A 26408-nucleotide genomic window follows, 5' to 3' on the forward strand; every position below is an offset into this window, starting at 1 on the left:
ATTAGTCTTTTTTAAGTGTTTCTTTTAATTTTTGTAAAGCTTCTTCAGCCTGCCTGTCATTATTTTTTATGATCGCATCAATCTCATCATCAATTGTTTTTCCGACACCTGAAACATCAGAATATGCTTCTGCCAGTGCTTCCTGCTGTTCTGCTCTTTCTTTTAGTTTTTCGAGCATGGTTACTGTGCTTCCTGTATCCATGAGGGTCATTTTTTTATTAATATCCCTGGTTGCTTCACTGATCTGGACTCTTGCTTTCAACGTCTGCAGTTCATTTTCCCATTTCGAAATGCCGGATCTCAGATTATTGATGTTAGCCTGCATTTTTTCACATTCTCCATGTAGTTTTTCATACTCTTTTTCGAGGTGTAAAGCATTTTCCTGAGCAATTCCCTGCTTTTTCAGGGATTCTTTTGCCAGTCGGTCTGCTTCAGCCGCTTCAAGTTCTCTGTTTTCAGCTTTCTGGACTAAAATCACCGCTTTGTTGTAATAGTCATTCGCGGTTTGCTTTTCTGTTTCCGATTCGTTTTTCTTTCGTATAGACAGCGCTTTCAGCTGGGCGAGTGCCTCAACGCTTTTGGCGAGTTGTTCTTTCATTTCCCTTATTCCCTGTTCGGTCATATTAATGGGATCTTCGAAGCCTTCGATCACTGAATGGATCTCGGCTTTTCCTATTTTGAATAATCTTGCGAAAATGTTCATGATAATTTTTTTTGTGATTTATTTACTCATTTCGATCATTTCATTGCTAAATTCGCCCACCAGAATTCCTAATGAGTTGATGGAGGCAATGACTTCATTCTGCGCCATATTATCAGTAGGAAGAGTATCGCGGAAAATAACCCTCTTGCCGGTATTGTCCAGCGCGAATGCTCCGTGCACAATATCCCTGTTTTTTCGTAACAGTGAACGATAAATGGCTTCCGAAGGGGTTTTTATTTCAAAAAGAAACTGTTCCATAATAAGTATAGAGTCTGAAATAATCAGAATCATATTCTTTATTCCGCTGGATTCTTTTTCAATGATTAGAATTCTCTGAGTTTCATCTTCCAACGTGATGTTGAACTCATAATCTAACAACCATTCTTTAACCGTTCTGAATATTTGATTTCTCATGATCGTAAGTTTGCTTCAAATTTTGTTAGACAAATATAGAGCAAATTTTTAAAATTGCAAATATTTTTAGCATTATTTTGTTTTAATTCTTATATTTGCTAAAAAAATAGGCTTATGAGTTTTTTCGGAACCAACATTAAGAAAATAAGGCAGGTTAAGGGTTTAAGTCAAAAGGCTTTTGCTGATTTGTTTGATCTGAACAGGGGAGTTATAAGTTCTTATGAAGAAGGAAGGGCCGAGCCTAAGATTGAAACCATTCTGAAGGTTGCCAATTATTTTAACCTTAATCTGGATAAGCTATTAACGGAAATATTACAGGTTAATCAGTTAGTAAGTGTTTCTGATATTGACCATCTGATGTTTGAATCGGATAAAATTAATGAAAAGTCACTTGTTGTCAGTCGTTATAAGAATGGAAACATTGTTCAGGAGGATATTTTGCAAAAATTATTAGCAAACGTTGATCTGATTTACGAGTATAAAAGTAGACAGAATGTGCAAAATTTTTATCAGGATGGCGATTTGTTGTTTTTAAGTGTGGAGAAATCCGGTTTTTCAGCAGATTGTGTCTTTTTGGATAATGAAGGCTATCTGCAATTCGCAGGTGATAGTAAAAAAAATGAAAATCTGTCTTTTTACAGAATTATCGGGCATGTTTCAACAGGAAGTAAAAATGTTTTTGCGGATATTTTATCACGACTTGAGCGTTTGGAAGAAAAGGTTTTTGACGGTTTTAAAAATAGCAAGAATTAACATTGTTTAATCTGCAATACTGACCGTTATACCCTTTTAAATTGTAATTGTATTGATTTGCAGTATAATACGATTTTTTAAAGGACTATTTTTTTACCTCCTTATTTATTTAAACAACTATTACATTTCCGAATAAGATCACTCGGCTGATGAATTTTAATATTCATTGAATTCGATAATTTAGCTTTTTAAAATTTTTCATTGTATTTTTAAGGAATGAACTTTACCGCAATGAATAAAATAAGAAATACCCTGAAACCGGGGATTACCATTCCGAGTTTGATCTTTATCATTGGAGTTTGTTTAATCTCAGCAGTATATCCGACTGCAACTGAGAATCTTCTGAATATTGTTAAAAATTTCATCTTTATCAACCTCAATTGGGTATACGTCTGGTCGGTGACCCTGTTTGTCATATTCCTGATCTATATTATGGCCAGCAAATACGGAAATATACGGCTTGGGAGAAATGACAGTAAGCCGAACTACAGCTTCTTTTCATGGCTGTCGATGCTTTTCGCTGCAGGAATGGGAATCGGGTTGATGTATTTCAGTGTTGCCGAGCCGATGCAGCATTATTCCAATGAAATTTTTGCTTCCAAGACACCTGTTCAGAGAGCTCAGAATGCGCAGCTATACACCTTTTTTCACTGGGGAATTCATGCATGGGCCATCTACGGAGTGGTGGGGCTTGCACTGGCATATTTTTCATACCGTTACCGTTTGCCTTTATCCTTAAGAAGCTGCTTTTATCCTTTGCTTAAAGACAAAATTAAAGGAAAATGGGGAAATCTTATTGATATTTTTGCGCTGTGCAGCACTTTTTTTGGGATTACCACAACCTTGGGGTTCGGTGTTGTACAGATCAACTCCGGCCTGGTAACATTGCATATTTTACCGGAAACAAGTTTTCCTTATCAGGTTCTTATCGTAACTGTTTTGGTCTCGTTAGCAATCTTTTCTGCAGTATCAGGATTGGATAAAGGCGTTAGAATATTAAGCAATATTAATATCACAGCAGTAGTAGTACTGTTACTTTTTGTACTGATATTCGGGCCGACGGTGTATCTGATTGGGAGTTTTACAGAAGGAATAGGAACCTACATCAATAGCTTTTTCAGCCTTACTTTCAATACCCATATATACGAGGAAAACACCCAAAGCTGGTTTCACGACTGGACGATATTGTACTGGGCGTGGTGGATCTCATGGTCTCCGTATGTGGGACTCTTCATCGCAAGAATCTCTAAGGGAAGAACAATAAGAGAGTTTGTAGCTGCCGTATTGATATTGCCTACGCTTTTCAACTTTATATGGATGTCGGTTTTTGGAAATAGTGCGATTTGGTTTGATATGAATATTGCTAATGGCTATTTAAGTAAAATGGCCAACGATCCGGATGGTCTGATGTTTCAGTTTCTGGAATATCTTCCTTTCACAAAGGCAATCAGTTTCCTTGTTATTGGTATCATTATTATTTTCTTTGTCACTTCTGCAGACAGTGGTATTTTCGTGATGAACAGCATCGCAACCAAAAATGCCAGAGTATCCCCGAAATGGCAGACTGCAGGGTGGGGAGCACTTCTCGCGGTTTTGGCTTTAATGCTTCTTAATGCCGGAGGTTTGGCGGCTCTGCAAAGTATGACTCTCATTACTGCTTTGCCTTTTTCAATCATTATGCTTTTATTTATTGTAAGCCTTTCCAAAGCACTGGTTATTGACAAGGGTTACTATGAAAAAGATTTTTCTTCAACTACCGTTCCCTGGTCTGGAGAGCACTGGAAAGAACGGCTGCATCAAATCGTATCATTCAATGATGCGAAATCGACAGAATTTTACATAAAAACTACAGTTCAGCAGGCGTTTGAAGAATTGGCAGAAGAATTTTCCAAAAATGGTATCGAAGCTAAGATCAATTCTCAGAATAGTCCGCAAAGTATAGAAATTGAGATCAAGTACGGTGTAATCAATAACTTTAAATATGGAGTAAAAAAGGAATCAAAAATGGTATCGGAATATCTTTTAAATGAAGATAACTTACCCGGTTTGGAAGAAGAGCTTATATATTATCCTAAATCCTATTTCGGTGACAATAGGGAAGGATATGACGTCAAGCTGTTTACGAAGAATGAATTGATCTCGGATGTATTAAAACATTATGAACGTTTTGTAGATATCGTTTCCGAGGAAAAGAATACGATGTTTATCAGCAGTGATGCCAATCACCGTTTTAAGTGAAAGAACAGTGATTATAAAATTTCAAATGTCTCAATAGAGTAGTGAAAAAACAAAATAGGTAATAGTATATTAAAAATTCTTTCTTAGGAAGATTCACGGCATTCCGGTAATTTTAAGATAATTAAAATATTTTGTTTTTAAACATGGTGAGATGTTTGCAGGTATATTCAGAATATAATAGAATCAACCTGCACTAAACCACACTATGACCAATATATTTTTTGAAAGCTGGGCCGGCATCTGGCATGTAACATTGCTTACCATCATTTCTTTCATAACACTTTTTGTATTCATTAGAATATCAGGAAAGCGTACACTCGCCAAATTCAACGCTTTTGATTTTGTGGTAACCGTAACGCTTGGATCTGTTTTGGCCTATATGATGCTTGCTCAGATTAACCTTGCCGAAGGCGTTGTCGTATTGTCGATAATCATTGCATTGCAACTGTTATTTGCTAAGCTTTCACGCACATCAGAATTTATGGAAAAAGTGTTCAATGCTTCACCCACATTATTATTTTATAAAGGGGCTTACCTAAAAGCTAATATGAAAAAGGAGTTGGTCACCAAAGAAGAGATTCTCGTGGCCATTCGCGGGCAGGGAATAGGCAATACCGCAGAAGTGCTTGCAGTGGTAATTGAAGCAAATGGAGACATGAGTGTTGTAAAAAAATCTGAAAGTGACAGCAACGCCAGTTCATTGGACAATATTAAAATATATGAAAATCAGAAATCACAGAAATAAATTAAAGGACATGTAAAGAAGTGATAGATTTTCTGTTCCAATTTTTAGATCAGTAAGCAGATGTTCTAATTTATTTCATCTTTGATTATTCTGACGTTTTTTTCATGAAGTCTTTTTTGCAGCCACTGCGAAAGTTGTTTCTGATCAATTTCCCGACCTGAATAAAGTAAAGTAAACTGCAGTTTTGCACTGTCTGTGCGGGGATATTGCTCAATTTTTCCGTAAGAAACATTACTAATGTCAGGATAAAGGATTTTTATCTCTTGCAAAAGGGTAGAATCAGCAACCCTGTATGTATCAAGTTCCTGTCTTAGTTTGGAAATGGCAATATCTTTTTCGGAAATATTGTTGTCAAATTTATTGATTTCGCTGAGGATCTCAGATTTGATATCGGTATCGTTCTGCCTTATGGTAAGCTTGGTATCCAGAAGACCATTGTCTGCAAGCATCTTATTAAAAGAAATAATTTCCTTTTCTGTAAATTTCTTGTTAAGAAAAGCCAGGTCGATTGTCTTTGGACTTACGTTGTAGTTTATTTTTTTGTAGATCACCGTATAGCCGTTGTTTTCAAATTCCTTTTGGACAAAATGCTCCGCTGTTTTTGTAAACTTCTTTTCGTTATACAGGTTGTAAGCCAGATAAAAACTTGGTACAATCATAACAACAATTAAGATCGAAATTCCATATCTGATTCTTTTCTCATATTTGCTTTCAATAAGCGAAGACGGGTATTGAAGAAACTTTACCACGAAAAAGGTAGCAATACAGATAAAAAAGCAATTAATGGTATATAGATAAAATGCTCCGAAAAAATATGAAAAATTAAAGGTCGCCAATCCAAAGCCTGCTGTACAGAGCGGGGGCATCAATGCGGTTGCAATGGCTACTCCGGGAATAGGATTTCCTTTTTCAACTCTGGTAATGGCTATTACACCGACCAATCCACCGAAAAATGCAATCAAAACATCATATATATTGGGGGCTGTCCTTGCCAACAGTTCCGACTGGACATCTTTGAAGGGACTTACATAAAAATAAATCGCAGAAACCGTAAGACTTACAAAGGTTGCAATCAGAAGATTCTTAAATGACTTTTTAAGCAATGAGAAGTTGTAAGTTCCGAGAGCAAACCCGGCACCGACGATTGGTCCCATCAATGGTGAAATCAGCATCGCACCAATGATAACCGCCGTTGAGTTAACGTTAAGTCCAATGGAGGCAATAATAATGGCACAGGCAAGAATCCACAGATTTGAACCCCGAAAAGAGATATTGGAAATTACATTCTCAAGAACCTTATCTTTTTTTTCCTCACCATTATGAAGAGTAATAAAATTGAATATATTTCTGATCATCTTTAGTTATTTTGAAGATCGGTTGAGAATCACATATCCTAAAAGTCCACCAATGAGTGATGCGGCAAATATACCTATTTTTGCCTGAGTCTGGTATTCCTCATGACTGAAGGCCAGTGACGTTACAAAAAGTGACATCGTAAATCCTATAGAGGCTAAAAATCCAAGTCCGAAAAGGTTTTTGATCGTCATTCCTGAAGGAACTCTGGCAATTTTCAGTTTAATAAACAGAACGCTGAACCCTACAACGCCGATTACTTTACCCAGTAAGAGACCTAAAGCAGTACCCACTGCAATATTATTGTTAAAAAGACTCTCTATATCAATACTTAGCGAAACGCCGGCATTCGCTATAGCGAAAATAGGAATAATCAGGAATGAAACGGCGGGATGCATGGCATGTTCAAGCCTCTGCAATGGAGGAGTGGCGGCCAAGGTTGCCTCGTTCATTTTTTCCAGGACGTGTAGCTGTTCATTGGTGAGGGTAGGTGTATTTTGATCAGGGTCAATATTTTTAAATCTTTCAAGGTAGGAATTAATCTTAGTAATAAAAACACTTTCCCGGATCTTCACGTCGGCCGGGATTGTAAATGCGGCTAATACGGCGGCTATCGTAGCATGAACTCCCGATACAAGAAAGCAGGTCCAGACCCCACCAATTCCCAGCACTGCATAAAAAATAATGGATCGTATGCCAAGCTTGTTTCCCAAATACATTAAAGCAAGAATGAAAAGCCCGGTCAGTAAAAACGTCATATTGATTTCAGCGGTGTAGAAAAATGCGATTACCAGTACTGCCCCAAGATCGTCAACAATAGCAAGGGCTGTTAAAAAGACCTTGAGAGCCAACGGTATTTTATTTCCCAGCAGGTAAAGAACTCCCAATGCAAAAGCAATATCTGTAGCCATCGGGATTCCCCAGCCTTGGTGAGGTTCACCTGAAGGATTGAAAAGAAGATAAATAAGGGCCGGCATAACCATACCTCCGACTGCGGCAACAATAGGTAAAAGAGCCTTTCTGACATTGGAAAGCTCTCCCCCGATGATCTCCCGTTTCAGTTCCAAACCGACTACAAAGAAAAATATGGACATCAGACCGTCATTAATCCAGTGGTGAATGGTATAGTTAAAATAGGTTTCATTGTTCCACCGGAAGCCAAAAGATTGTTCCAGAACTTCATGGTAGCTATGAGACAGAGGTGTATTTGCCAAGATAAGGGCCAGTATAACGCTGATTCCCAATAACAGTCCTCCAGACTTTTCCTGCTGAATAAATCTTTGCATAGGCTGCACGATCTTGTCTATCGGTTTCTGATTGTAGTTATTGCTCATCGTTTCTTGTTTATATAATTGTAAATTTACGATTTTTGGATGTGATTTCCGCTGTAGCCAATTTTATCAGGTCTGTTTGATATACAAGGTTTCAGTGAATAATTTGATTTTTAAAACGTTGCGTATTAAAATTTAAACAATAATTTCGAAATAAAAAATAGCATTGGCAATAAATTAATTTATAATATTACAGATCAAATATAAATTAAAGATAATGTCTACAAAAAAACTTGGCGAATGGTATGCCACCGCAATCTGCGGGAATGATATCACTTCATCCTGTTTATATGTTTCTGCTTTGGCAATTGTTTCAGCTGGCCAATATGCCTGGATTGCCCTTTTACTGGTAGCCGCGGTATTGTACTTATTCAGAAAGATCTATGGGGAAGTCGTAGGTGCGCTGCCTCTGAATGGCGGGGCCTACAATGTATTGCTGAATACGACATCGAAGAGCAATGCATCGGTGGCAGCATGTCTTACCATCCTGTCATATATGGCCACGGCTGTTATCTCCTCCAGTGAAGCGATGCATTATCTTCATCACATTCTGCCTTATTTCAATGTGAACATTGCTACATTTGTGCTGTTATTGATATTTCTGGGACTTACCATTCTTGGAATCTCCGAGAGCGCAGTTGTTGCATTGGTCATTTTTATTTTCCATCTCACGACGATGGCCCTGCTTATCGGCTCATGTGCATATTTTGTTTTTGAAAACGGGTTCTCCATATTGAGGGAAAATTTCCACCTGCCGGTACGGAACGGAAGCATCATGACAGCTATCTTTTTCGGATTTTCAGCTGCAATGCTGGGAATCTCTGGTTTTGAAAGTTCATCGAATTTTGTTGAAGAGCAGAAGAGAGGAGTATTTACCAAAACATTACGTAATATGTGGATTGCTGTTTCCATATTAAATCCGCTGATTGCATTTCTTGCCATCTGCATTATTCCTATATCACAAGTCGAATCACATCAGAATTCTTTTTTAAGCTATGTTGGTACACTTACGGGTGGTAATTGGTTGGCCACTGTTATTTCAATCAACGCAGTATCTGTTTTAAGTGGAGCTGTTCTTACCTCTTTTGTAGGAGTAAACGGGTTGATTAAAAGAATGACTCTGGACCGAATTCTTCCCAATTATTTCCTGAAAGAAAACGGAAGAGGAAGCACATATAGGATTCTCATTTTATTTTTTCTTCTCTGCTGTTCGGTATTGTTGGTTACCCGTGGTCAGCTTGGGCCTTTAGCAGCGGTATATGCATTATCTTTTTTAACGGTGATGGCTTCGTTTGCTTTAGGGAATATCTTGTTGAAGCTGAGACGCTCACGCCTTCCGCGACCTGAGAGTGCAAGACCCGGAGCTGTAATCATTGCTTTGTTTGCCATTATTATTGCTCTCTATGGGAATATTAAGACCAAACCCCAATATTTGGTTACCTTTCTGCAATATTTTATTCCTTCTGTGTTGATTATTCTTGCGATGCTGATGCGAAAAGATATTATGCACTTTGTGGTCGATATGCTGGAATCTGTATCCCGAGGATATAAAAAATATACGGTTACAAGACAACGATTTCTGAACAGGAAACTTAAAAAACTCTATGAGCAGAATTTTGTGTTCTTCTCAAAAGGAGATGATATTGCTACCTTAAATAAAGTGATGATGTATCTTCATGAGAATGAAGTGACTAATAAAATGAAAATTGTTACTGTTCTTGAAAAAGAGCAAAATCCCGATCCTAAGTTTCTGGCCGATTTCGAAGTTCTGGATAGGGCATATCCGGATGTCGATATGGAATATATAACTCTTGTAGGTCGGTTTACCCCCGAACTTGTGGAGGAACTTAGCCAAAAATGGAATATCCCAAAAAACTTTATGTTTATAAGCAGTCCCGGAGAAAGATTCAGCTACAGAGTTGACGAGCTGGGTGGAGTGCGGCTTGTTCTATGACAGATGTTATTTTTGATGAATACGTTTATATTACTCAACAATAACCATCTTTTTAATAATTAGTTTTGAAAATTGTTTGATTTATTCAAAATTACTGTATAATTTTCATTGGTAAGATGTTTAAAATTTTCTTGTGAAGCGGTGATTTAATTATCGTGAACAACAATTATGTCTCTGTTGACTATGTCGTGAACAGAATTTAACGGCATGTATACCTGGCTTTTGGGTAAAGAAATATCGATAAGGTACAATGTAATATCTTACCTGAACCTAATTTTAGATTCTAAATATAAAGTGTATCTAAAACTGACATGAACTGCAAAGTAACATGATAAGTCAGTTTTTCGTATTAAAGATTTTTCGGTTGCTCAAGATGATAAGCGGGAAATAATAGAAGGTTTACTTATTGTACAGTCTGAGAATTTCTACCAATTCGGGGACGGATCGTATTTTCAGCTTCTCAAACAGCCTGTTTTTGTAAGTGCTGACCGTTGAAGAATGGATGTTCAGTTGATTAGAAATTTCTTTGAGGGGAAGACCTTCTGCAAGCTTATTGGCAATTTGCAGTTCGCGGTCTGATAACGCTTCAAAGGGCGAATCTTTTGCAGCACCGTTTAATGATTCTAAAAACATCGCTTCCTTTACCTGGTCACTGAAATATCGGCCCTTGTCGAGCATTGCCGTTACAGCAGTCTTAACCACTTCAGAAGAGCTTTGTTTGCTTAAATAGCCACCGGCACCCATCTTTAGGTAACGCATTGCATACAACTCTTCATCCTGTGAAGAAAATATTAAAATTTTTAATTCAGGTTTATGAATTTTTATGTAATGTATTGCTTCCTGAACAGTACCATTAGGCATATTGACGTCCATAATGACCAGATCAAACTCTTCTTTCAGAATTACTTTGTAGAGTGATTTATAATCTTCTACTTCTGAAATTACTGCTTCGGGACTAAGTCGTTTGATCGTTTGTACCAGACCCATCCGGACAATACCATGATCATCTGCCACCACAATCCGGGTATTTAATTTTAAATCCTTCATGCGGTAAATTTAGGCAAAAAAAGAGATATGATTCTATTACTTTCAGACGAAAGAATACCACATTTCTGCGCACTAAGGATATAAAATTTTCACAATTTTTTCAAACTTAGTCCAGCTCCTTTCCCGCAATAGTTACCGGAATTTAAAATAATCAAAAATGTAAATCGCTCATAAATGCTTTTCGTCTATTCCTATTATTGCTGTTAAAAAAGCAAAAAAGAGCTTTTTAGAAGTATTGTTAAATTGCCGTAAAGCTATAATAAACATTGATAGAGTACGTGGTATTTTCCTTTCCTACCAAACTTTGGGCACCTGCAGGCGGTATGGTGTACATTACGTCCAGTTGCCTGTCCAGGACCGGGGTTCCGTTAAAAAGTATTTTTTGAGGCGTTTTGGATAAGGGAGCATTTACAGAACTTCCATCCACGCCTATTTGTAATATGTTGGAGTTAATGTCAGTCTGCAGACCGCCTTTCTTGAAATAATTTTCGTCTGATTTTACGTACAATTCAAAACTTTCATTATTAGACAATATAATTTGGCTTGGTATGACCTGTGACTGGCCATTGGCGTAATGTGAAGCGGTATTAAAATTGAAGTTTACATTTCGTCCGGAACTGGGAATGGTGATCTCCGACCGGGGAAGCACCTTTAGCTGAACCGCCGTATTTTGTAAACTGTTAATTGAGTTATCAGTACTTCTTACACTGAAGTTCAATTCAAACGTATACGTTCCTGCTTCAAAAAAATAGTTTTTAAAATCTTCTGCAGACACATAAAGCTCCGGCATGAAGCTGTTTCTGTTTCCTGCTCCCACACTGAAGCCGGCTGGGGAGAAATTCTGAAAATCAGCAGATAAGGCTTTGGTTGTGAGTGCAGATCCACTACTGCCCAATTTAATGCTTGCTATATTTCTGGTTCCAGGAACGCCTTTGGAAGAAGTAAACTGAATATTAGCAGCAGCAGCTTTCGCCCATAAATTAAAATCGACGGTATGTGCGATCTCCGCATTATCCAAATTCAGAACCCGAGTGCCTGTAATTCGGTAGTCACTCAAAGAAGATATTTCTATGTATTTTGTTAACGATGTTGTAAGCCATCTGATGGATTGGGGAATGACTAAAATTGTTTTAAAATTACGGGGCGTGAAATCATTATAATTCTGAGTAATATCCATAGAGTAATTCCCGGCCCGGAAGGTATTGGCAGCAAACTGTGCGGCAGGGATTTTAAACGTGAAATTGATATTTCCCTTGTTGAATCCTCCTCCAAAAATAATGGACCCGGGCGGTTCAAACCATCTTACAGCGCTTGTACTGAATGATTGAAAACCTGGTAAAGAACCCGAATATCCGGTAGATGGCAGCTGCCCGCCCATACTTTCCAACTGCCACAGAAGAGCGGAACTGGGTAAAGTAGATGAAGACGAAGAGTGCGTAAAAGCTGGTCCCGACACAGAAGTAAATGTAGGAGCTATCGGCGCCAATCCGAAAAAGGCATAATCCCAGTTTGTTCTGTAGGCGTTCACCATTACCCTTGTCGGTACTGAGGTAAATTCACTCCTGTTAAAAATATTATTTTCAGGAATCGTCAGGTACACATCCTGAGCGTTCGTGAATGCTGACCCGCAGAACACTGTAAAAATTCCTATTAAAAATGCCCTCATCGTTTTCATACCTTTAAATTTAAAACTTTTTCACCTTAATGGTGGTGTCTTTCTTTTTATATTCAAAAATCACGGTTTCTGAATAACCTTCTTTCGTCACGTGAATAGTTTGGGTAGGTTGTGTATAGCTGTATTTGTCGTTTTCAATATAGAGATCGTACTTTCCATCTTTAAGGAAAAACTCAAACTCATTTTTTTGGTTAACCACGGCAGTATAGATCATCCCATCTTCACTTTTTGCATACACCACGATTCCGGTTACATCCGTTTCCACGACATCATAGTCCTGTTTGATCTCTTTTAATTTTCCGCTTACCCTGATGTTTTTTACCAAGCCCACTTTGCGGTTGATATTGTTATTTACCATAATTACAGGATCCATCATCAATCGGGAACCCGCACTTTCGTTCACCTTTAATTTGTAAATGCCTTCAGGTACATTTTGAAAGACTACTTTTCCGTTCTTATCCGTCATCGCTACATAATTGTCCAGCTTCACTATTTCATTCGCAAGAACCAATTCACCCGCATCCAGAAGTCCATTGAAATTTTTATCTTCAAATAACTGGAACGTCACTTTATGATTTCCCAGAGCCGTTGCTGCGGCAAAATATTTTTTTATCCCCACTCTGAACTGGTAATAATTGCCACTGCTGGCATAAGCAGCCGTAGATTTATAACCGGATAAATTAAAATAACCTGTGGTGGACCATGAAGGTGAAATCTTATATTCCAGGTTACCGCTCACATTGCTGTTTAAGTTTTTATAAAGTTGCGAATAGGACGTTCCGGCTGAAAAAGATCCCGTCAGGTTATTATTAAGCATATGGAAATTATACGAAGCGTATAAATTGTAGTTGGCGAAATTACGGTCTGCATCGTAATAAGAATTTAAATCAAATACACTGGTTGCATTCCATTGGGCTGTTCCGTTGAGGGAAAAAGATTTATACCTGTAAGATAATGTTGCTTTCAGACTGTTGAACCAATCGGCCTTATTATTCTCTTTGGAATAAGAATATTCCGCAGTTAAATTCAATCCGTGAGCACCCAATGTAGTGCTTATGTTGGCCTCAATACGGTAAGAAAAAAGTTCCTGTGAGTTGTAAAAATTAGCTGTTTTTTGTCTTTCAACCTTTGGAGCAAGTAGAAAATTCCAATTATTTAAAGAAAACTGGTACCCTGATCCCAAAGCCTCTGTACTGTTGAAATAATAACGTAGATTATCGGTATTCCCCGTTTCGATAGGCGCACTCTGAATACTCAGGAACTCCGGATCTATCTGCGAATTCTGATATTGTATAAACGCGCGCTGCGTAGGAGAAAATTGGCGGCTGATCCGCTGATTTAAGAAAAAAGATCCCCGTTTGATTCCTGCATAACTTTTGGTGGCAAAAGAATTAACAGATTGTATATCCCATTTTCCTACTTTTCCTTCGTAATTGGCTCCCATTGAAGCGCCTGCATTTTCATCTTTGTTCAGAAGGCCTTTTTCGTGGCTCAGGCCCGCCTCCGTGCGGATGGTATGCTTATCGTTAATTAAAAATGATGTTACCGCATTTGCCACCTGTGTATCTACGTTAAGGCGCGGATCATGTTCAAATAGATAAGACACTTTTCCACTGAAAGATTTAGCATTCCCAAAATTATATTTTGCACCCGCTATGGTGGATCCTTTTGTTTGTTGGAAATATGTACCATACAGGTTATAATTATTTTCCAGCGCAAGAATTTCAATCTGATTATTTAGACCGAATTTGGTAGAAACTTTTCCGCCTCTCCCGAAAACCGGATAATCGTAATCGTTGCTGTTAACATTTCCCAACCGTAATACCGTATTCTTTCTCTCCAGCTCCAGCCAGGTATCATACAGGTTATAGCGGCCGTCTTCAAGATAGTAATCCGCACCAATATTGAAGCGCGATTTTAGATTTTCCGTCATCCGGAACACTGTGTTTCCCCTCAATTGAAGAAAATTGAAACCTGAACTGTTTTCGTTATAGCTAAATTCTGCAAAATTACTTCCGTTTGACGCTTCATTTTCGCGAGCAATTTGTCTGTTGTTCGATAAAATGACTAAGTGGAGCGTATTGCCTCCCACAATTTCATTATTAAGCACGTCTGTGGCGTTTGCATTAATATTAAATTCTGGAAAAAGCATATTCTGTTTTCTGACCACAATTTTGATCTCAACCGTTTGCTTTTCTAAACCTTCCAGCGATACGGTCTGTTGTTTTGGCATCATTTCCAAACCGTCAGGAATGGATTGCAAATCAATCTTTACGGTTCGTTTACTATAGCCTTGGTTTTCTACTATCAGCAGAATTGAGGAGTCCGGCGCAGCAGGATTAATAAAATTCTCGTAGGCTGCCGTATAAATTGCGATATTATTGTTCTCTTCTTTTTTAATGAAGAACGAGGCACTTTCAGTTCTGGTGACCGATGGAGTGGTGTACGAAACCTGGAATCTGATCTCATTGGATCTCAGTTTCATAAAATCTACGTTGGCGATCAGTTTTACGGGAAGATTTTTAGACTGGCCCGCACCTAAGGTAAAGTCATTTTTAGAATAGAAAAGCAAACCCGGGTAATTTTCCTGAGGCATGATATTCTGAATTGTAATTTCTTCAGAGCTTTTATTCTCAACAACCAGGAAATTAGTAAAAGTCGAACCCTTTTCAACAGCTACACTGTCATTTTCAAAATGGATTTCGACATCCTTCTTTTCCTGCGCAAAAGCTAACGAAAAGTTCAGAAGAACAAATGCAAAAAGTAAGATTGTTCTTTTTATGATTGACATCGACATTCCATTTTGGGGTTTCAAGACTTAATTTTTAAAATTTAAAGTTTTTTTCGCCTACGCGTAAATCGTTGGATCCTGCCATTTTGATAATAGCCACGCCAAGGAAGTTCCCGGAAATGTTATCCGGTAAAGAAAAATGAACCACCTGATCGGTATTGGGAAGCATGGAGATGGAAATTGCGGGTAATTTTATTTCCTTACCATGATCTGTGTCGGTTAGTTCAAGCTCAACGGTGGCATCATTGACGGTGTTTCCATCGTTATGAATGCTTACGGCGACTTTTCTGTTCGCTGCACCTGCATTACTCACCTCTGAAATATTGGTAATATCCAAACTTTTAACATTGTTCCCTGGTGGAGTATAAAAGATGTGAAGTCCCACTTCGAATAAGGTGATAATACCAATCCCGTTTTGAGCCCGTACCTGATCTGCCTGTTGAGGAAGCTGCGTAAAAAACAACATGCTGTTCGTCACGGCAGACTTTGATGCGTTTGTCGGAATCTGCATGGTTACTACGATCTCCTTTGTGCTTTTCGCAGGAACTGTGATAGCGTTTTCTAAGGTAGATACCCAAGAAGCATTGGAGGTTTTTGAACTGCCTGCATCAAGATATACCTTATTTCCATCCTCATCTCTAACCCAGTCTTTATAGTTGAGATTAAAAACATAATCCTTATCCGAGCTGTTTTGAAGTGTGACTGTCTGTGTTACTTTTTCTCCTGGATTACCGGTAAAAAATAAGCGTGTAGGCGACATAGAAATACTTTGTGCCAGAAGTGAAGAAGACCCTGTAAGGATGAAGAAAATGAAAAGGTGAATAAACTTGTGCATGGTGTAAATTGTTTAAAAATAAAGATTCCCAAAACTACTGAAACTTAACTAAAGGAACCTTCACAAACTAAAGAAATTATTATAAAGCAGTCGCAGTATACGTTACGGTTTGTGTATATGTTCCTGCTGGTTTTCCTAAAATATCAGAAGAAGAAGATTTTGCTGCTGGAATCGTGTAGTCCAGATTCAATGTCAGTGCGCTTCCCAGCGGGGCATTTGCCACTAAAGTCTGATCAGCTGCGGATAACACAACCGCATTTTTTGTACCGCCCATGGTTCCGGCCGCTGCTGAAGTTTTAATGGTCAAAACATTTACAGGAATTAAGTTGGTTCCATTGATAAAATTCGCACCCCCTGCTTTTACTTTTACATCGAAGCTCTTGGTTGAAGTCACTTTCAAAGCGTTGGCTTGGGCCACTGTTTTTTCTGAATTATAGTCCGCTGCAGTAACATAGTTAAAAGCAACTGCACCACCACCTGCAGTACTTCCGTTATCGATAGAGATTACATCATTCAGGGTAATGTTTACAGTGGTTGTTGCCGTAGTATTCTGAGCCTGGATAGTGTTTGTTCCTAATACGAATGCTCCGATAGTTAATGCTGCGATAGCGATTTGCTTTTTCATAATGATATTATTTTATTTTTTATTCTTGTTTAGTTGTTCCCTTTTGAACATTACAAATGTACATCGGCAATACATTTTTCTCTGTAGTGGAACATGGAAGTTGATGTAGTGAAATCGCCACAGATATTTCGATTATTCGTTTAAAATATAAATCGTCATTAAATGATAATTCTTTTTAAGGTACATTTCTCTATATCGAATTAAGACATACAAAAATCAAAGGCCTCCCGTAGGAAGCCTTTGAACACCAAATCACAAAATATTAATATGAAATTAATTTACTTTTAGTCAGGAAATAAATTTTATAAAGCAGTCGCAGTATACGTTACTGTTTGTGTATATGTTCCTGCTGGTTTTCCTAAAATATCAGAAGAAGATGATTTTGCCGCTGGAATCGTGTAGTCCAGATTCAGTGTCAATGCGCTTCCCAGCGGGGCATTTGCCACTAAAGTCTGATCAGCTGCCGATAACACAACCGCGTTTTTCGTACCGCCCATGGTTCCGGCCGCCGCCGCCGCTTTAATTGTCAGAACATTTACAGGGATTGTGCTGGTTCCGTTCATGAAATTCGCACCTCCTGCTTTTACTTTTACATTAAAATTCTTTGTTGAAGTCACTTTTAAAGAGTTGGCTTTAGTAACCGTCTGATCAGAGTTGTAATCTGCTGCAGTAGCATAGTTAAAGTCAACTGTATTGCCGATTGCAGTACTTCCCGCGTCGATAGAGATGACATCATTCAGGGTAATGTTTACAGTGGTTGTTGCTGTAGTATTTTGAGCCTGGATAGTGTTTGTTCCTAATACGAATGCTCCGATAGTTAATGCTGCGATAGCGATTTGCTTTTTCATAATGATATTATTTTATTTTTTATTCTTGTTTAATTGTTCTCTTTTGAACATTACAAATGTACATCGGCAATAAACTTTTCTCTGTAGTGGAACATGGAAGTTGATGTAGTGAAATCGCCACAAGTATTTTCGTTTATTCGTTTAAATAAGAAAGCCCTCAACACTTTTAAGTGTTGAGGGCTTTCCTCAAATAGTTGTTTGATATAATTATAAAGCGGTCGCTGTATAAATAACTGTTTGCGTATACGTTCCGGCAAGGGTTTTAAGAGTCATCAGCTACAATTACTGCAATAAGAGGATAAATGATGCTGTATCAGCAAATTTTTAACTGGCTTTACGATTTCGGCAAAATGGTTTCAAAAAATTGAGCAATATTTTTTTTCAGTTTCTCAAAAATACTTGAATTTTCAAACTCTTTATTGTCATATCCTATCGGAAATCCTTTCTCAACATATTGATTATTTTTCTCAACCGTAAGATTTTGAAATTCATTGTTGACCATTCCGGTTTCATCAGTGTGAATATCTAAATATTTTACAGCAGCATTTTTAGAAAAATCCAGCTTTCTGATATTGATGGTCTTTATCTCTTTTTTGAGATCTGATCTAAAATACAGATTCATTGTCTTGGTATCGATAACGGTCTGCCATTCGCCCGGATATATCGAATTTAAAATATTCCAGGCATAGTCTACAGGCTTTTCATCATACGTATAATTTTTCAGCATGTAATAAGCACGGTTGTAGCGATCTTCCCAGTTTTGGTTTTGTTTAACATCAAACTTTTCAGGTCCGCCGAGAAAATCAAATTTTTTGGCCGCAGTTAAATCCTTTTGGTATTGATTATTGCACAGAAGCGGCATCGGCATTTCCTTATTGGTCAGAACCGTATACTTACCATTCAGCAAAGCGATCGTTGCTGAGTTTCCTTCTGCATCGGTGAGGAAAAAGTGACTGCCGGCCGCGTTAGGCCACCAGTCGATATTGGGCCCGTCATTAAGATGGTTGATTACTTCTTTCACCGTTTTGTAATTATCCAACTGGTATTGGATCCATTGCGCCCAGAACATATTGGCTTGTTTTGGATTATATACCTTACTGGTTTCTTCCAGGTATAATTCAACTAAGAAAAGACCTTTTTCATTGATTCCATAGCAGGGAAAATCGTATCCTAAAAGATTAAAGGTAACAGACCCGAATTTTGAGGTCCACTGTTGATGAGGCTGAAGCTGATCTGTTGTTAAATTCTGCCAGCTTATATTCCTTTTATAAACATCACGTTTATTGACCACGATCATTCCCGGCATTGTTTTCCAGTTTTCATTGAAGCCAACGATGTTGTAATTTTTACCAGTAAGCAAAAAAGCGGAGCATGCCTTACTTTGAACTGAGTATAGCATAACACAAAGCATGATATGGCGGAGAAAGAAAATTTTCATAAACAAATAATTATATTGATTAATGGCCCTAGCAATAGGAAGATTCACAGACTTTATTTCTAAGAACAAATATATCATAATCAACCACAATAGGTCAATGGTTATTTCTAACCAAAATGGATAATTAACCAGACTTAAAGCCCATAAACCTCGAGAATCAAATGATTAACTGACCATAATTACTAAAAATCCCGGCTTTGTTTGCCGGGATTCTAAATTTTTGATCTTATTTTTCTAATTTTCAGAGAAACTTTCCCTGATATTAGAAGAAATATTGATCCAGTTCTTCAATAAAACTATTTTCAGAAGGTTCCCATCCTAATTTTTCCCGAGTCTTCACACTTGTTGCCGGACAATTTGCCCCAACAAAAAACGTCATCCAGGTGAAATATTCTGATGCCTCTTCCTGAGACAAAGATTTAACAGGAATATCAAGTTTTTGACCGATTAATTCTGCAAAATCTTTCATTGACAAGGGCTGATCATTATTAACAGCATTATATCGCGCTCCAACTTCTCCTTTTTCAAGGGCCAGACGAAATAGTTTTGCGGCATCTGTACGATGAACAGAAGGCCAGACGTTATTTCCCTCTCCAATGTAAGCTGCTAGTCCTTTAGTCTTCGCCTGTTCCGCAAGCATCACTCCAAAACCTCCTTTGAAACCTGATTCAGAATTTCCGTAAACACTTGGGGATAGACGAACGATAGATGCCCTGACACCAGATTCCGACAGACTTACAAATGCTTTTTCAGAAAATCTGATTGATTCTGCCGGTGCTTTACTTTCCTCCGTGACTTGTCCGTTGATAAGGGGAAGCCCTAAAGTCCCGCCTGTTACCACAATGGGTTTGTCGGTTCCTTTTAACACTTCACCCATTGCTTCAATAGCTTTCTGATCTTTGAGCGCATTGCTTTGATAATCTGAAAAATCGTGTATAAAAGCGGTATGAATGACACCATCCGTTTCTCTTGCTCCTTTTTGCAAAATATCGAGAGTCTCCAAATCTCCTCTTAAAACTTCTGCTCCGGCTTCTCTGATGGATTTTGCAGATTCTTCCGAACGCGCCAGTCCAACTACCTGATGTCCGTTTGATAACAACTCTTTTACAACTGCTGAGCCTACAAATCCTGAAGCTCCTGTTACAAATACTTTCATATTCTTAAATTTTGTTTTTGTAATAATTTCTACTGCAAATTTAGTTGTGAATAAATCCCGAAAACGAGGTCATTTGACACAATTTTCATATTAATCCAATAAAAAGGATTAATTTTAAATATAATTTCAGTTTTTGAAAATGTCAGAGATTCTTAAAAATTACTTTCAGAGAGTTCTTCCCGATTTCACGGATGAAAAGTTCAATTTCATCCTGTATAAAAGTCAATTGATAAAACTTCAACGGAAAGAGATTGTATGCCGGCAAGGTGATATTTGTAATCTGAAAATCTTTGTTGCCAAAGGACTTCTTCGAAATTATTCAACCTCTGAAGATGGCAATGAACATATTCTCCAGTTTGTTAACGAAATGTCATGGACAACCGACCCCGAAAGTTTCTACAACAATACACCTTCTAAGCTGACGATTGAAGCAATGGAATCTTCGGAAATCTTCGCTTTTAATCTTGAAGATTTTGCTGTACTGCGAAAACAAATCCCTGAACTCAATATTTTTGTAGAGAACATCCTGACAAGAAAGTCCATGGAAATCCATAGACGGCTTTTGATGAATATCAGCAGCAGTCCGGAAGAGAAATACCTGGATTTCATCAATACGTATCCTGATATTTTCAACCGGGTTCCCCTGCATATGGTAGCTTCTTATCTTGGGCTTTCGAGGGAAACATTATCGCGTGTCCGCAGAAATATTCTGAAGACAGTGATTTGAAACTTTTATAATCCAGTCGCCAGGACTCGTTTATAAGAATTACGAAATGGAAATTTCTTTATTTTTATATCTAAATATTACCATCTTTAATGTAGATCTTAATACCATTTCTTATAGTGATAATACATTTGCATTCTTTCTTATAGGTATTTTATAAGGAAGTTCGTTTAAAAAAGAAAGCCCCCAACACCTTGAAAGCATTGGGGGCTTATATAAAATTCCCTTTTTTTTATTATAAAGCAGTCGCAGTATACGTTACGGTTTGTGTATACGTTCCTGCTGGTTTTCCTAAAATATCAGAAGAAGATGATTTTGCCGCTGGAATCGTGTAGTCCAGATTCAATGTCAATGCGCTTCCCAGCGGGGCATTTGCTACTAAAGTCTGATCAGCTGCGGATAACACAACCGCGTTTTTTGTACCACCCATGGTTCCGGCCGCTGCTGAAGTTTTAATGGTCAAAACATTTACAGGAATTAAGTTGGTTCCATTGATAAAATTCGCACCCCCTGCTTTTACTTTTACATCGAAGCTCTTGGTTGAAGTCACTTTCAAAGCGTTGGCTTGAGCCACTGTTTTTTCCGAATTATAGTCCGCTGCAGTAACATAGTTAAAAGCAACTGCACCACCACCTGCAGTACTTCCGTTATCGATAGAGATTACATCATTCAGGGTAATGTTTACAGTGGTTGTTGCCGTAGTATTCTGTGCCTGGATGGTGTTTGTTCCTAATACGAATGCTCCGATAGTTAATGCTGCGATTGCGATTTGCTTTTTCATAATGATATTATTTTATTTTTTATTCTTGTTTAATTGTCCTCTTTTGAACATTACAAATGTACATCGGCAATACATTTTTCTCTGTAGTGGAACATGGAAGTTGATGTAGTGAAATCGCCACAGATATTTCGTTTATTCGTTTAAAAATATAAATCGTCATTAAATGATAATTCTTTTTAAGGCACATTTCTCTATATCAATTAAGACATACAAAAATCAAAGACCTCCCGTAGGAAGCCTTTGAACACCAAATCACAAAATATTAATATGATAAAATTAACTTTTCAGTCAGGAAATAATTTTGCTAGCATCCTGAATCTGGATTTGCAGAAAAAATTCAGCAATTTATAAAGCAGTCGCAGTATACGTTACTGTTTGTGTATACGTTCCTGCTGGTTTTCCTAAAATATCAGAAGAAGATGATTTTGCCGCTGGAATCGTGTAGTCCAGATTCAGTGTCAATGCGCTTCCCAGCGGAGCATTTGCTACTAAAGTCTGATCAGCTGCCGATAACACAACCGCGTTTTTCGTACCGCCCATGGTTCCGGCCGCCGCCGCTTTAATTGTCAGAACATTTACAGGGATTGTGCTGGTTCCATTCATGAAATTCGCACCTCCTGCTTTTACTTTTACATTAAAATTCTTTGTTGAAGTCACTTTTAAAGAGTTGGCTTTAGTAACCGTCTGATCAGAGTTGTAATCTGCTGCAGTAGCATAGTTAAAGTCAACTGTATTGCCGATTGCCGTACTTCCTGCGTCGATAGAGATCACATCATTCAGGGTAATATTTACGGTTGTAGTTGCCGTAGTATTCTGAGCCTGGATAGTGTTTGTTCCTAGTACGAATGCTCCGATAGTTAATGCTGCGATAGCGATTTGCTTTTTCATAATGATATTATTTTATTTTTTATTCTTGTTTAATTGTTCTCTTTTGAACATTACAAATGTACATCGGCAATAAACTTTTCTTTGTAGTGGAACATGGAAGTTGATGTAGTGAAATCGCCACAAGTATTTTCGTTTATTCGTTTAAATAAGAAAGCCCTCAACACTTTTAAGTGTTGAGGGCTTTCCTCAAATCGTTGTTTGATATAATTATAAAGCGGTCGCGGTATAAATAACTGTTTGCGTATATGTTCCGGCAGGTTTCCCCAGAAGCACCTTCGATGCTTTTTCCGCCGGAATAGAGTAAGCAATATTTAAAGATTGTTTAGCGCCTGAAGCTGCATTACTTACCAGTACCTGATCATTTGTAGATAAGGTAACCTCATTCAGGGTTCCCACTAAACTTCCGCCCGGTACTGCTTTTACCTGTAATATATCTACCGGAATTACGTTCGCGCCACTTACAAAGTTTGCGCCTTCAGATTTTACTTTGACATCAAAATTTTTGGAGGAAATGATGACCAAACTGTTGGGAACCGTCACATTTTTTGATGAATTATAATCTTTCGTACTCCCATAATTAAAATCTATAGTGCCTCCTGACGCAACAGTGCCTGCATCCAATGCAATAACATCTGCTAAAATAATATTTACTGATGTAGTTGCCTGTTCAGAATTTTGTGCCAGAACCTGGTTGGTTCCTAAAGCGATTGCTCCCAAAGACAGTGCAGCGATAAAGATTTGTTTTTTCATGATAGAATAAATTTAAAGGAACTGTAATTAAAATGATGCCATTCAAATAAATTATACTGACAAATATCATTAAAATCAAATCTAGTAACATTATTTGATATTACCAAGAGTTATTTTATATAAATTAAAATGCTGTAAATCTGGTTTTTATAAGTATTTTTCTCTTCATTCAGGTAATTCTTGCCGTGATATTTCACCCTAAAATGATAAACAAATGTCGATTTTCTGAATTAAGAACAATTATTTTCTCATTCAGCAGCAACGATGTATCCTACACCTGACCGGTGTAGTTTATGAACAGGAATCGTTAAGCTACCAATATATTAATTCCTATATGATTCTTGATTTTGCAACAACCGTAGAGGGTTTTACGGTAAAATGCTGACGGGTAACTAAGTATAAGTGATTACAAAAATAATTACTGGGTCATGGTGAGATTAAGATCATGTTGCAGATCGATCCAGGCTCCTCCGTTGTACACATGCTTAAAGCCTCTTTCTTTTAAAATCTGCTCTGCCTTTACACTTCTTAATCCATGTGAACAGACCGTAATATAAGTTTTAGCAGGATCCAGCTCAATATATCGATCCCGGATCGTACCCAGAGAAATGTTTTTTGAACCTTTTATGTGTCCTGTTCTATATTCTCGTTCAGTTCTTACATCGAGGATTACAGCTCCTTTTTCCACCAGCCGGTCAAGTCCGTTGTCCAGCGTTTGGAATTTATAAATTCTGTAGGCAATATATAAGGCAATAATGATTACGCAGCCTAATAAAACGCTCTTCATAGCCTGCTTAATATTTTCCGGTCAATATAAAATGTGCCAAACGGTATCATGCAGGCGAGCAGTACGATCCAGGTTGTTTGTTTAAATTTCCAGTTTTGTTCGACACCTACACTCAGCGTACTGAACAGAAACAGCAAAAATAAAGAACCGTGAATAGGCCCCATTGTTTTTACCATGGCCGGATTACCCAATCCATATTTTAAAGGTACTGCTATAAACACAAGCACCAATAAAGAGATACCTTCAAGAATGGCGATCAATCTTAATCTTCCGATTTTAGTTTTTAATAAATGTATCATATTATCTTAAATAAGGTCTATTAGCTAAAGGCGAAAATGGCCAGGGAATGGCAATAAATATAATTACCAGAGCGATACCATAATAGAGGAGTATGGTTCTAAACTTTTCTTTATCAGAAACTTTTCTTTTTGCAAGCGCAGATCCAACGGTGATTAAGGTAATGGAAAAGAGCATTAAAATCATATGAATCAATCCAAAAAAAAGAAGATCGAGTGATTCTTTAGCTACTCTGAAATTTTTCCAGAAATAGGTTACCAATGGACTTTGGGAATACAGGATAATACCAAGAATCAACTGGAAATGGGCAATCGTGGCAGTCCAATGTCGTAACGTATTGTCATTTCCTGAAAACTTCTGATTATTAAAATAGCCCTTGCATGATCTGAAGATAGAGAAGGTTATGCTTACAAGAACTAACCAACGCGTAATAGAATGTAAAAAAATCAGTGTCTGATACATTATTATATTTTAATAATGAGACAAAGGTAAATAAAAAACATACTAACTGGTATGTTTTTGAGTAAAAAAATTATCTCTGACTGTTAAGATATGATTTAAGTCCCTTAAGGAAAACCAGATACAACGACTTGGACGTTTCCAGCTTTCCCAGGTTTCTAATGCCCCAATAGCCTGACAATACAAAAACAGTAATCTCTTTCGGATCAGCATTGGTATTAATGAGTCCTTTCTCCTGGCTGTTTTTGATGGCTTGGATCATGGCCTGTTCCCAGTTTTGCGAGAGTTCGTTCAAAGTCATTGTAAAATCCCTGTTCCAGGGTGCCATTTCCTGAGTCAGGTTGGATGCAGGACATCCGCTTTCTAATGTCATCAAAGGATCATTAATCAAAAGATGATAGATTAGGTTATAAATAGTTTCCAATGCGTCATCTGCACGTTTTAAGGGTTCGATAAAGTTGGTTGAAAAAATAGGTTTTAACAGTTCGTTCAGAATGGCAAGGCCCATCTCATCCTTAGTCTTGAAATGATAATAGAATGCTCCTTTTGTAACGTTAGTTTTTGCAATGATCTCATCCACACTGGTAGTCTGGTAACCATTATTGTAGATGAGGCCAAAAGCTGTTTGAAGAATATGAAGCCGTGTTTCCTGTGATTTTTTCATTTAAAAGTATCCTGGCACGTTTGCAAAGTAACAAATTATATTTCGTAGAATACAGCGATTCCCCAACTTGTTTTTAATAATTTTCTAAATATTTAACGTGTTAAAATTATTAAGATTACAATTCATAATAATAACATTTTTATTTTTTAAATCTTTTAAATTTTTAAATTTTTCCGGTCGAAAATTCTCAGCAGTTCATTTATAATATGCAGTTATTCAGGTTGGATGATGACAAAACGAACGAGTGGAAACTCACGTTTTACCGTCTCGCGGATGCGCTGTATGGCTTGTGTAATCTCTTCCGTATCAAGATGGTCCTTAAAGTCGATGATGAGCATCAGAACCACTTCTTCGGGAGACTGGTAGGTGGATAAAATGTTCCGTGTTTTCACCACAGCGGCATCCTGTTCGCTAAGCTTTATAATCTTTTCCCTTGTTTCGGGTGCGATGCCTTCTCCCATCAGCAGGCTTCTGCTTTCCCTTGCAAGAATCAGCGAGACAAACACCAGAATCAATCCCACAATAACGGAGGCGACACCATCCAGTTCAGGGATATGGAAATAATAGCCGATTCCCATTAAGATCATAACCACCACCAGACCCGCTACGGCTGCGCCGTCTTCAAAGACGACCAGAAAGCTTGCAGGATCTTTGCTTTTGACGATGGAGTCCCACCATCTCTTACCATTACGGGTCTTGTTGAACTCCTTTGAGGAAATCAGCAGCGACGTACCCTCAAACACAAGAGAAAGGATAAGAACGACATAGTTCCAGAAAATATTTGTCACGAGTTCAGGTTCCCTGATATGTAATATTCCTTGGTAGACAGACAGTCCTCCGCCCAGCCCGAATATCAGGATTGAGACCACAAAACACCAGAAGTAGAGCTCTTTTCCGTATCCTAAAGGATGAGACTCATCCGGCGCTTTTTGGCTTCTCTTTAATCCATAGAGCAGCAACAGCTGATTGGTGGTATCAACGGTGGAGTGTATTCCTTCTGAAATCATCGAGGAGCTGTTGGTAAATGCTCCTGCTATAAACTTTGTCAAGGCGATCAGCAGGTTGGCAGCGAGTGCACTGTAGATAGACTTGCGGTTATTGGCCATTTTGTATAAAATTTAGCATAAAGTGAAAAATTATATAATGAATACA

The 26408-nt window shown here is 37.8% G+C and carries 25 protein-coding genes; 5 read left to right on the forward strand and 20 right to left on the reverse strand.

Annotated elements, in window-relative coordinates; genetic code table 11:
* Position 1: 1 nt before the first annotated feature.
* Both HHL20_RS02860 and HHL20_RS02865 read right to left on the reverse strand, forming a co-directional pair.
* Positions 2-703 (reverse strand): PspA/IM30 family protein, encoded by a 702-nt coding sequence (locus tag HHL20_RS02860; RefSeq protein WP_169229679.1) that lies wholly within the window; start codon positions 701-703, stop codon positions 2-4.
* Between the two features lie 18 nt (positions 704-721).
* Positions 722-1117: a YbjN domain-containing protein gene (locus HHL20_RS02865; RefSeq protein ID WP_169229680.1), complete on the reverse strand. Its 396-nt coding sequence runs from the start codon at positions 1115-1117 to the stop codon at positions 722-724.
* A 114-nt stretch (positions 1118-1231) separates the two neighbouring features.
* Here HHL20_RS02865 and HHL20_RS02870 point away from each other — a divergent pair, with 114 nt between their 5' ends.
* From HHL20_RS02870 to HHL20_RS02880, 3 genes are all read left to right on the forward strand, one after another.
* Positions 1232-1870 carry a helix-turn-helix domain-containing protein gene (locus tag HHL20_RS02870; RefSeq protein WP_169229681.1) on the forward strand — a complete coding sequence of 213 codons (639 nt, stop codon included), beginning with the start codon at positions 1232-1234 and terminating at the stop codon, positions 1868-1870.
* A gap of 231 nt (positions 1871-2101) precedes the next feature.
* A complete protein-coding gene (locus HHL20_RS02875; RefSeq protein ID WP_228463076.1) occupies positions 2102-4108 on the forward strand; it encodes a BCCT family transporter in 2007 nt (668 codons plus the stop codon).
* Positions 4109-4313: 205 nt separating this feature from the next.
* A complete protein-coding gene (locus HHL20_RS02880) occupies positions 4314-4853 on the forward strand; it encodes a DUF421 domain-containing protein (protein WP_169229683.1) in 540 nt (179 codons plus the stop codon).
* A gap of 65 nt (positions 4854-4918) precedes the next feature.
* Here HHL20_RS02880 and HHL20_RS02885 read toward each other — a convergent pair whose 3' ends face one another.
* Together HHL20_RS02885 and nhaA are read right to left on the reverse strand one after the other, a co-directional pair.
* Entirely contained in the window at positions 4919-6208 is a 1290-nt protein-coding gene (locus tag HHL20_RS02885) for a DUF389 domain-containing protein (RefSeq protein ID WP_169229684.1), read from the reverse strand.
* Between the two features lie 6 nt (positions 6209-6214).
* A complete protein-coding gene (nhaA, locus tag HHL20_RS02890; RefSeq protein ID WP_169229685.1) occupies positions 6215-7540 on the reverse strand; it encodes a Na+/H+ antiporter NhaA in 1326 nt (441 codons plus the stop codon).
* 214 nt (positions 7541-7754) lie between these two features.
* On the opposite strand from nhaA, the gene HHL20_RS02895 reads away from it, so the two are divergent.
* Positions 7755-9491 carry an APC family permease gene (locus tag HHL20_RS02895; protein ID WP_169229686.1) on the forward strand — a complete coding sequence of 579 codons (1737 nt, stop codon included), beginning with the start codon at positions 7755-7757 and terminating at the stop codon, positions 9489-9491.
* Positions 9492-9890: 399 nt separating this feature from the next.
* On the opposite strand, the gene HHL20_RS02900 is transcribed toward HHL20_RS02895, so the two are convergent.
* The 8 genes from HHL20_RS02900 to HHL20_RS02935 all read right to left on the reverse strand — a co-directional run bounded on the left by HHL20_RS02900 (position 9891) and on the right by HHL20_RS02935 (position 19906).
* Positions 9891-10538: a response regulator gene (locus tag HHL20_RS02900; protein WP_169229687.1), complete on the reverse strand. Its 648-nt coding sequence runs from the start codon at positions 10536-10538 to the stop codon at positions 9891-9893.
* Between the two features lie 238 nt (positions 10539-10776).
* Positions 10777-12213 carry a hypothetical protein gene (locus HHL20_RS02905; RefSeq protein ID WP_169229688.1) on the reverse strand — a complete coding sequence of 479 codons (1437 nt, stop codon included), beginning with the start codon at positions 12211-12213 and terminating at the stop codon, positions 10777-10779.
* A gap of 10 nt (positions 12214-12223) precedes the next feature.
* Positions 12224-15004 carry a TonB-dependent receptor gene (locus HHL20_RS02910; RefSeq protein WP_169229689.1) on the reverse strand — a complete coding sequence of 927 codons (2781 nt, stop codon included), beginning with the start codon at positions 15002-15004 and terminating at the stop codon, positions 12224-12226.
* A gap of 34 nt (positions 15005-15038) precedes the next feature.
* Positions 15039-15839 carry a fimbrial biogenesis chaperone gene (locus HHL20_RS02915; protein ID WP_228463077.1) on the reverse strand — a complete coding sequence of 267 codons (801 nt, stop codon included), beginning with the start codon at positions 15837-15839 and terminating at the stop codon, positions 15039-15041.
* A 79-nt stretch (positions 15840-15918) separates the two neighbouring features.
* Positions 15919-16464 (reverse strand): peptidoglycan-binding protein LysM, encoded by a 546-nt coding sequence (locus HHL20_RS02920; protein WP_169229690.1) that lies wholly within the window; start codon positions 16462-16464, stop codon positions 15919-15921.
* Between the two features lie 302 nt (positions 16465-16766).
* On the reverse strand, positions 16767-17312 hold the full coding sequence (locus HHL20_RS02925) for a peptidoglycan-binding protein LysM (RefSeq protein WP_169229691.1): 546 nt from the start codon (positions 17310-17312) through the stop codon (positions 16767-16769).
* A 334-nt stretch (positions 17313-17646) separates the two neighbouring features.
* Positions 17647-18750, reverse strand: a complete 1104-nt coding sequence (locus HHL20_RS02930; protein WP_169229692.1) for a linear amide C-N hydrolase — start codon at positions 18748-18750, stop codon at positions 17647-17649.
* A 262-nt stretch (positions 18751-19012) separates the two neighbouring features.
* The gene (locus HHL20_RS02935; protein WP_169229693.1) at positions 19013-19906 is read right to left on the reverse strand and encodes an SDR family oxidoreductase; all 894 of its coding nucleotides are present in this window, start codon (positions 19904-19906) and stop codon (positions 19013-19015) included.
* Between the two features lie 139 nt (positions 19907-20045).
* Between HHL20_RS02935 and HHL20_RS02940 the strand changes: the two genes are divergently transcribed.
* Entirely contained in the window at positions 20046-20633 is a 588-nt protein-coding gene (locus HHL20_RS02940) for a Crp/Fnr family transcriptional regulator (protein WP_169229694.1), read from the forward strand.
* Between the two features lie 232 nt (positions 20634-20865).
* Here the strand turns inward: HHL20_RS02940 and HHL20_RS02945 are convergent, their stop codons facing one another.
* The 8 genes from HHL20_RS02945 to HHL20_RS02980 form a co-directional block, all read right to left on the reverse strand.
* On the reverse strand, positions 20866-21411 hold the full coding sequence (locus tag HHL20_RS02945; protein WP_169229690.1) for a peptidoglycan-binding protein LysM: 546 nt from the start codon (positions 21409-21411) through the stop codon (positions 20866-20868).
* A 345-nt stretch (positions 21412-21756) separates the two neighbouring features.
* Positions 21757-22299 (reverse strand): peptidoglycan-binding protein LysM, encoded by a 543-nt coding sequence (locus tag HHL20_RS02950; RefSeq protein ID WP_169229695.1) that lies wholly within the window; start codon positions 22297-22299, stop codon positions 21757-21759.
* 207 nt (positions 22300-22506) lie between these two features.
* On the reverse strand, positions 22507-23049 hold the full coding sequence (locus HHL20_RS02955; protein ID WP_169229696.1) for a peptidoglycan-binding protein LysM: 543 nt from the start codon (positions 23047-23049) through the stop codon (positions 22507-22509).
* A 418-nt stretch (positions 23050-23467) separates the two neighbouring features.
* The gene (locus HHL20_RS02960; RefSeq protein WP_169229697.1) at positions 23468-23836 is read right to left on the reverse strand and encodes a rhodanese-like domain-containing protein; all 369 of its coding nucleotides are present in this window, start codon (positions 23834-23836) and stop codon (positions 23468-23470) included.
* A complete protein-coding gene (locus HHL20_RS02965; protein WP_169229698.1) occupies positions 23833-24135 on the reverse strand; it encodes a DUF3817 domain-containing protein in 303 nt (100 codons plus the stop codon). Before HHL20_RS02965 ends, HHL20_RS02960 begins: the two co-directional genes overlap by 4 nt.
* Position 24136: 1 nt before the next feature.
* Positions 24137-24595: a hypothetical protein gene (locus HHL20_RS02970; RefSeq protein ID WP_169229699.1), complete on the reverse strand. Its 459-nt coding sequence runs from the start codon at positions 24593-24595 to the stop codon at positions 24137-24139.
* A gap of 70 nt (positions 24596-24665) precedes the next feature.
* Positions 24666-25256, reverse strand: a complete 591-nt coding sequence (locus tag HHL20_RS02975) for a TetR/AcrR family transcriptional regulator (RefSeq protein ID WP_169229700.1) — start codon at positions 25254-25256, stop codon at positions 24666-24668.
* A gap of 212 nt (positions 25257-25468) precedes the next feature.
* Positions 25469-26362, reverse strand: coding sequence for a cation diffusion facilitator family transporter (locus HHL20_RS02980; RefSeq protein WP_169229701.1), 894 nt, complete (start codon positions 26360-26362; stop codon positions 25469-25471).
* Between the last annotated feature and the right edge of the window lie 46 nt (positions 26363-26408).

Origin of the sequence: Chryseobacterium cheonjiense (genome assembly GCF_012927265.1) — a bacterium.
In the GTDB taxonomy this organism is placed as follows: Bacteria; Bacteroidota; Bacteroidia; order Flavobacteriales; family Weeksellaceae; genus Chryseobacterium; species Chryseobacterium cheonjiense.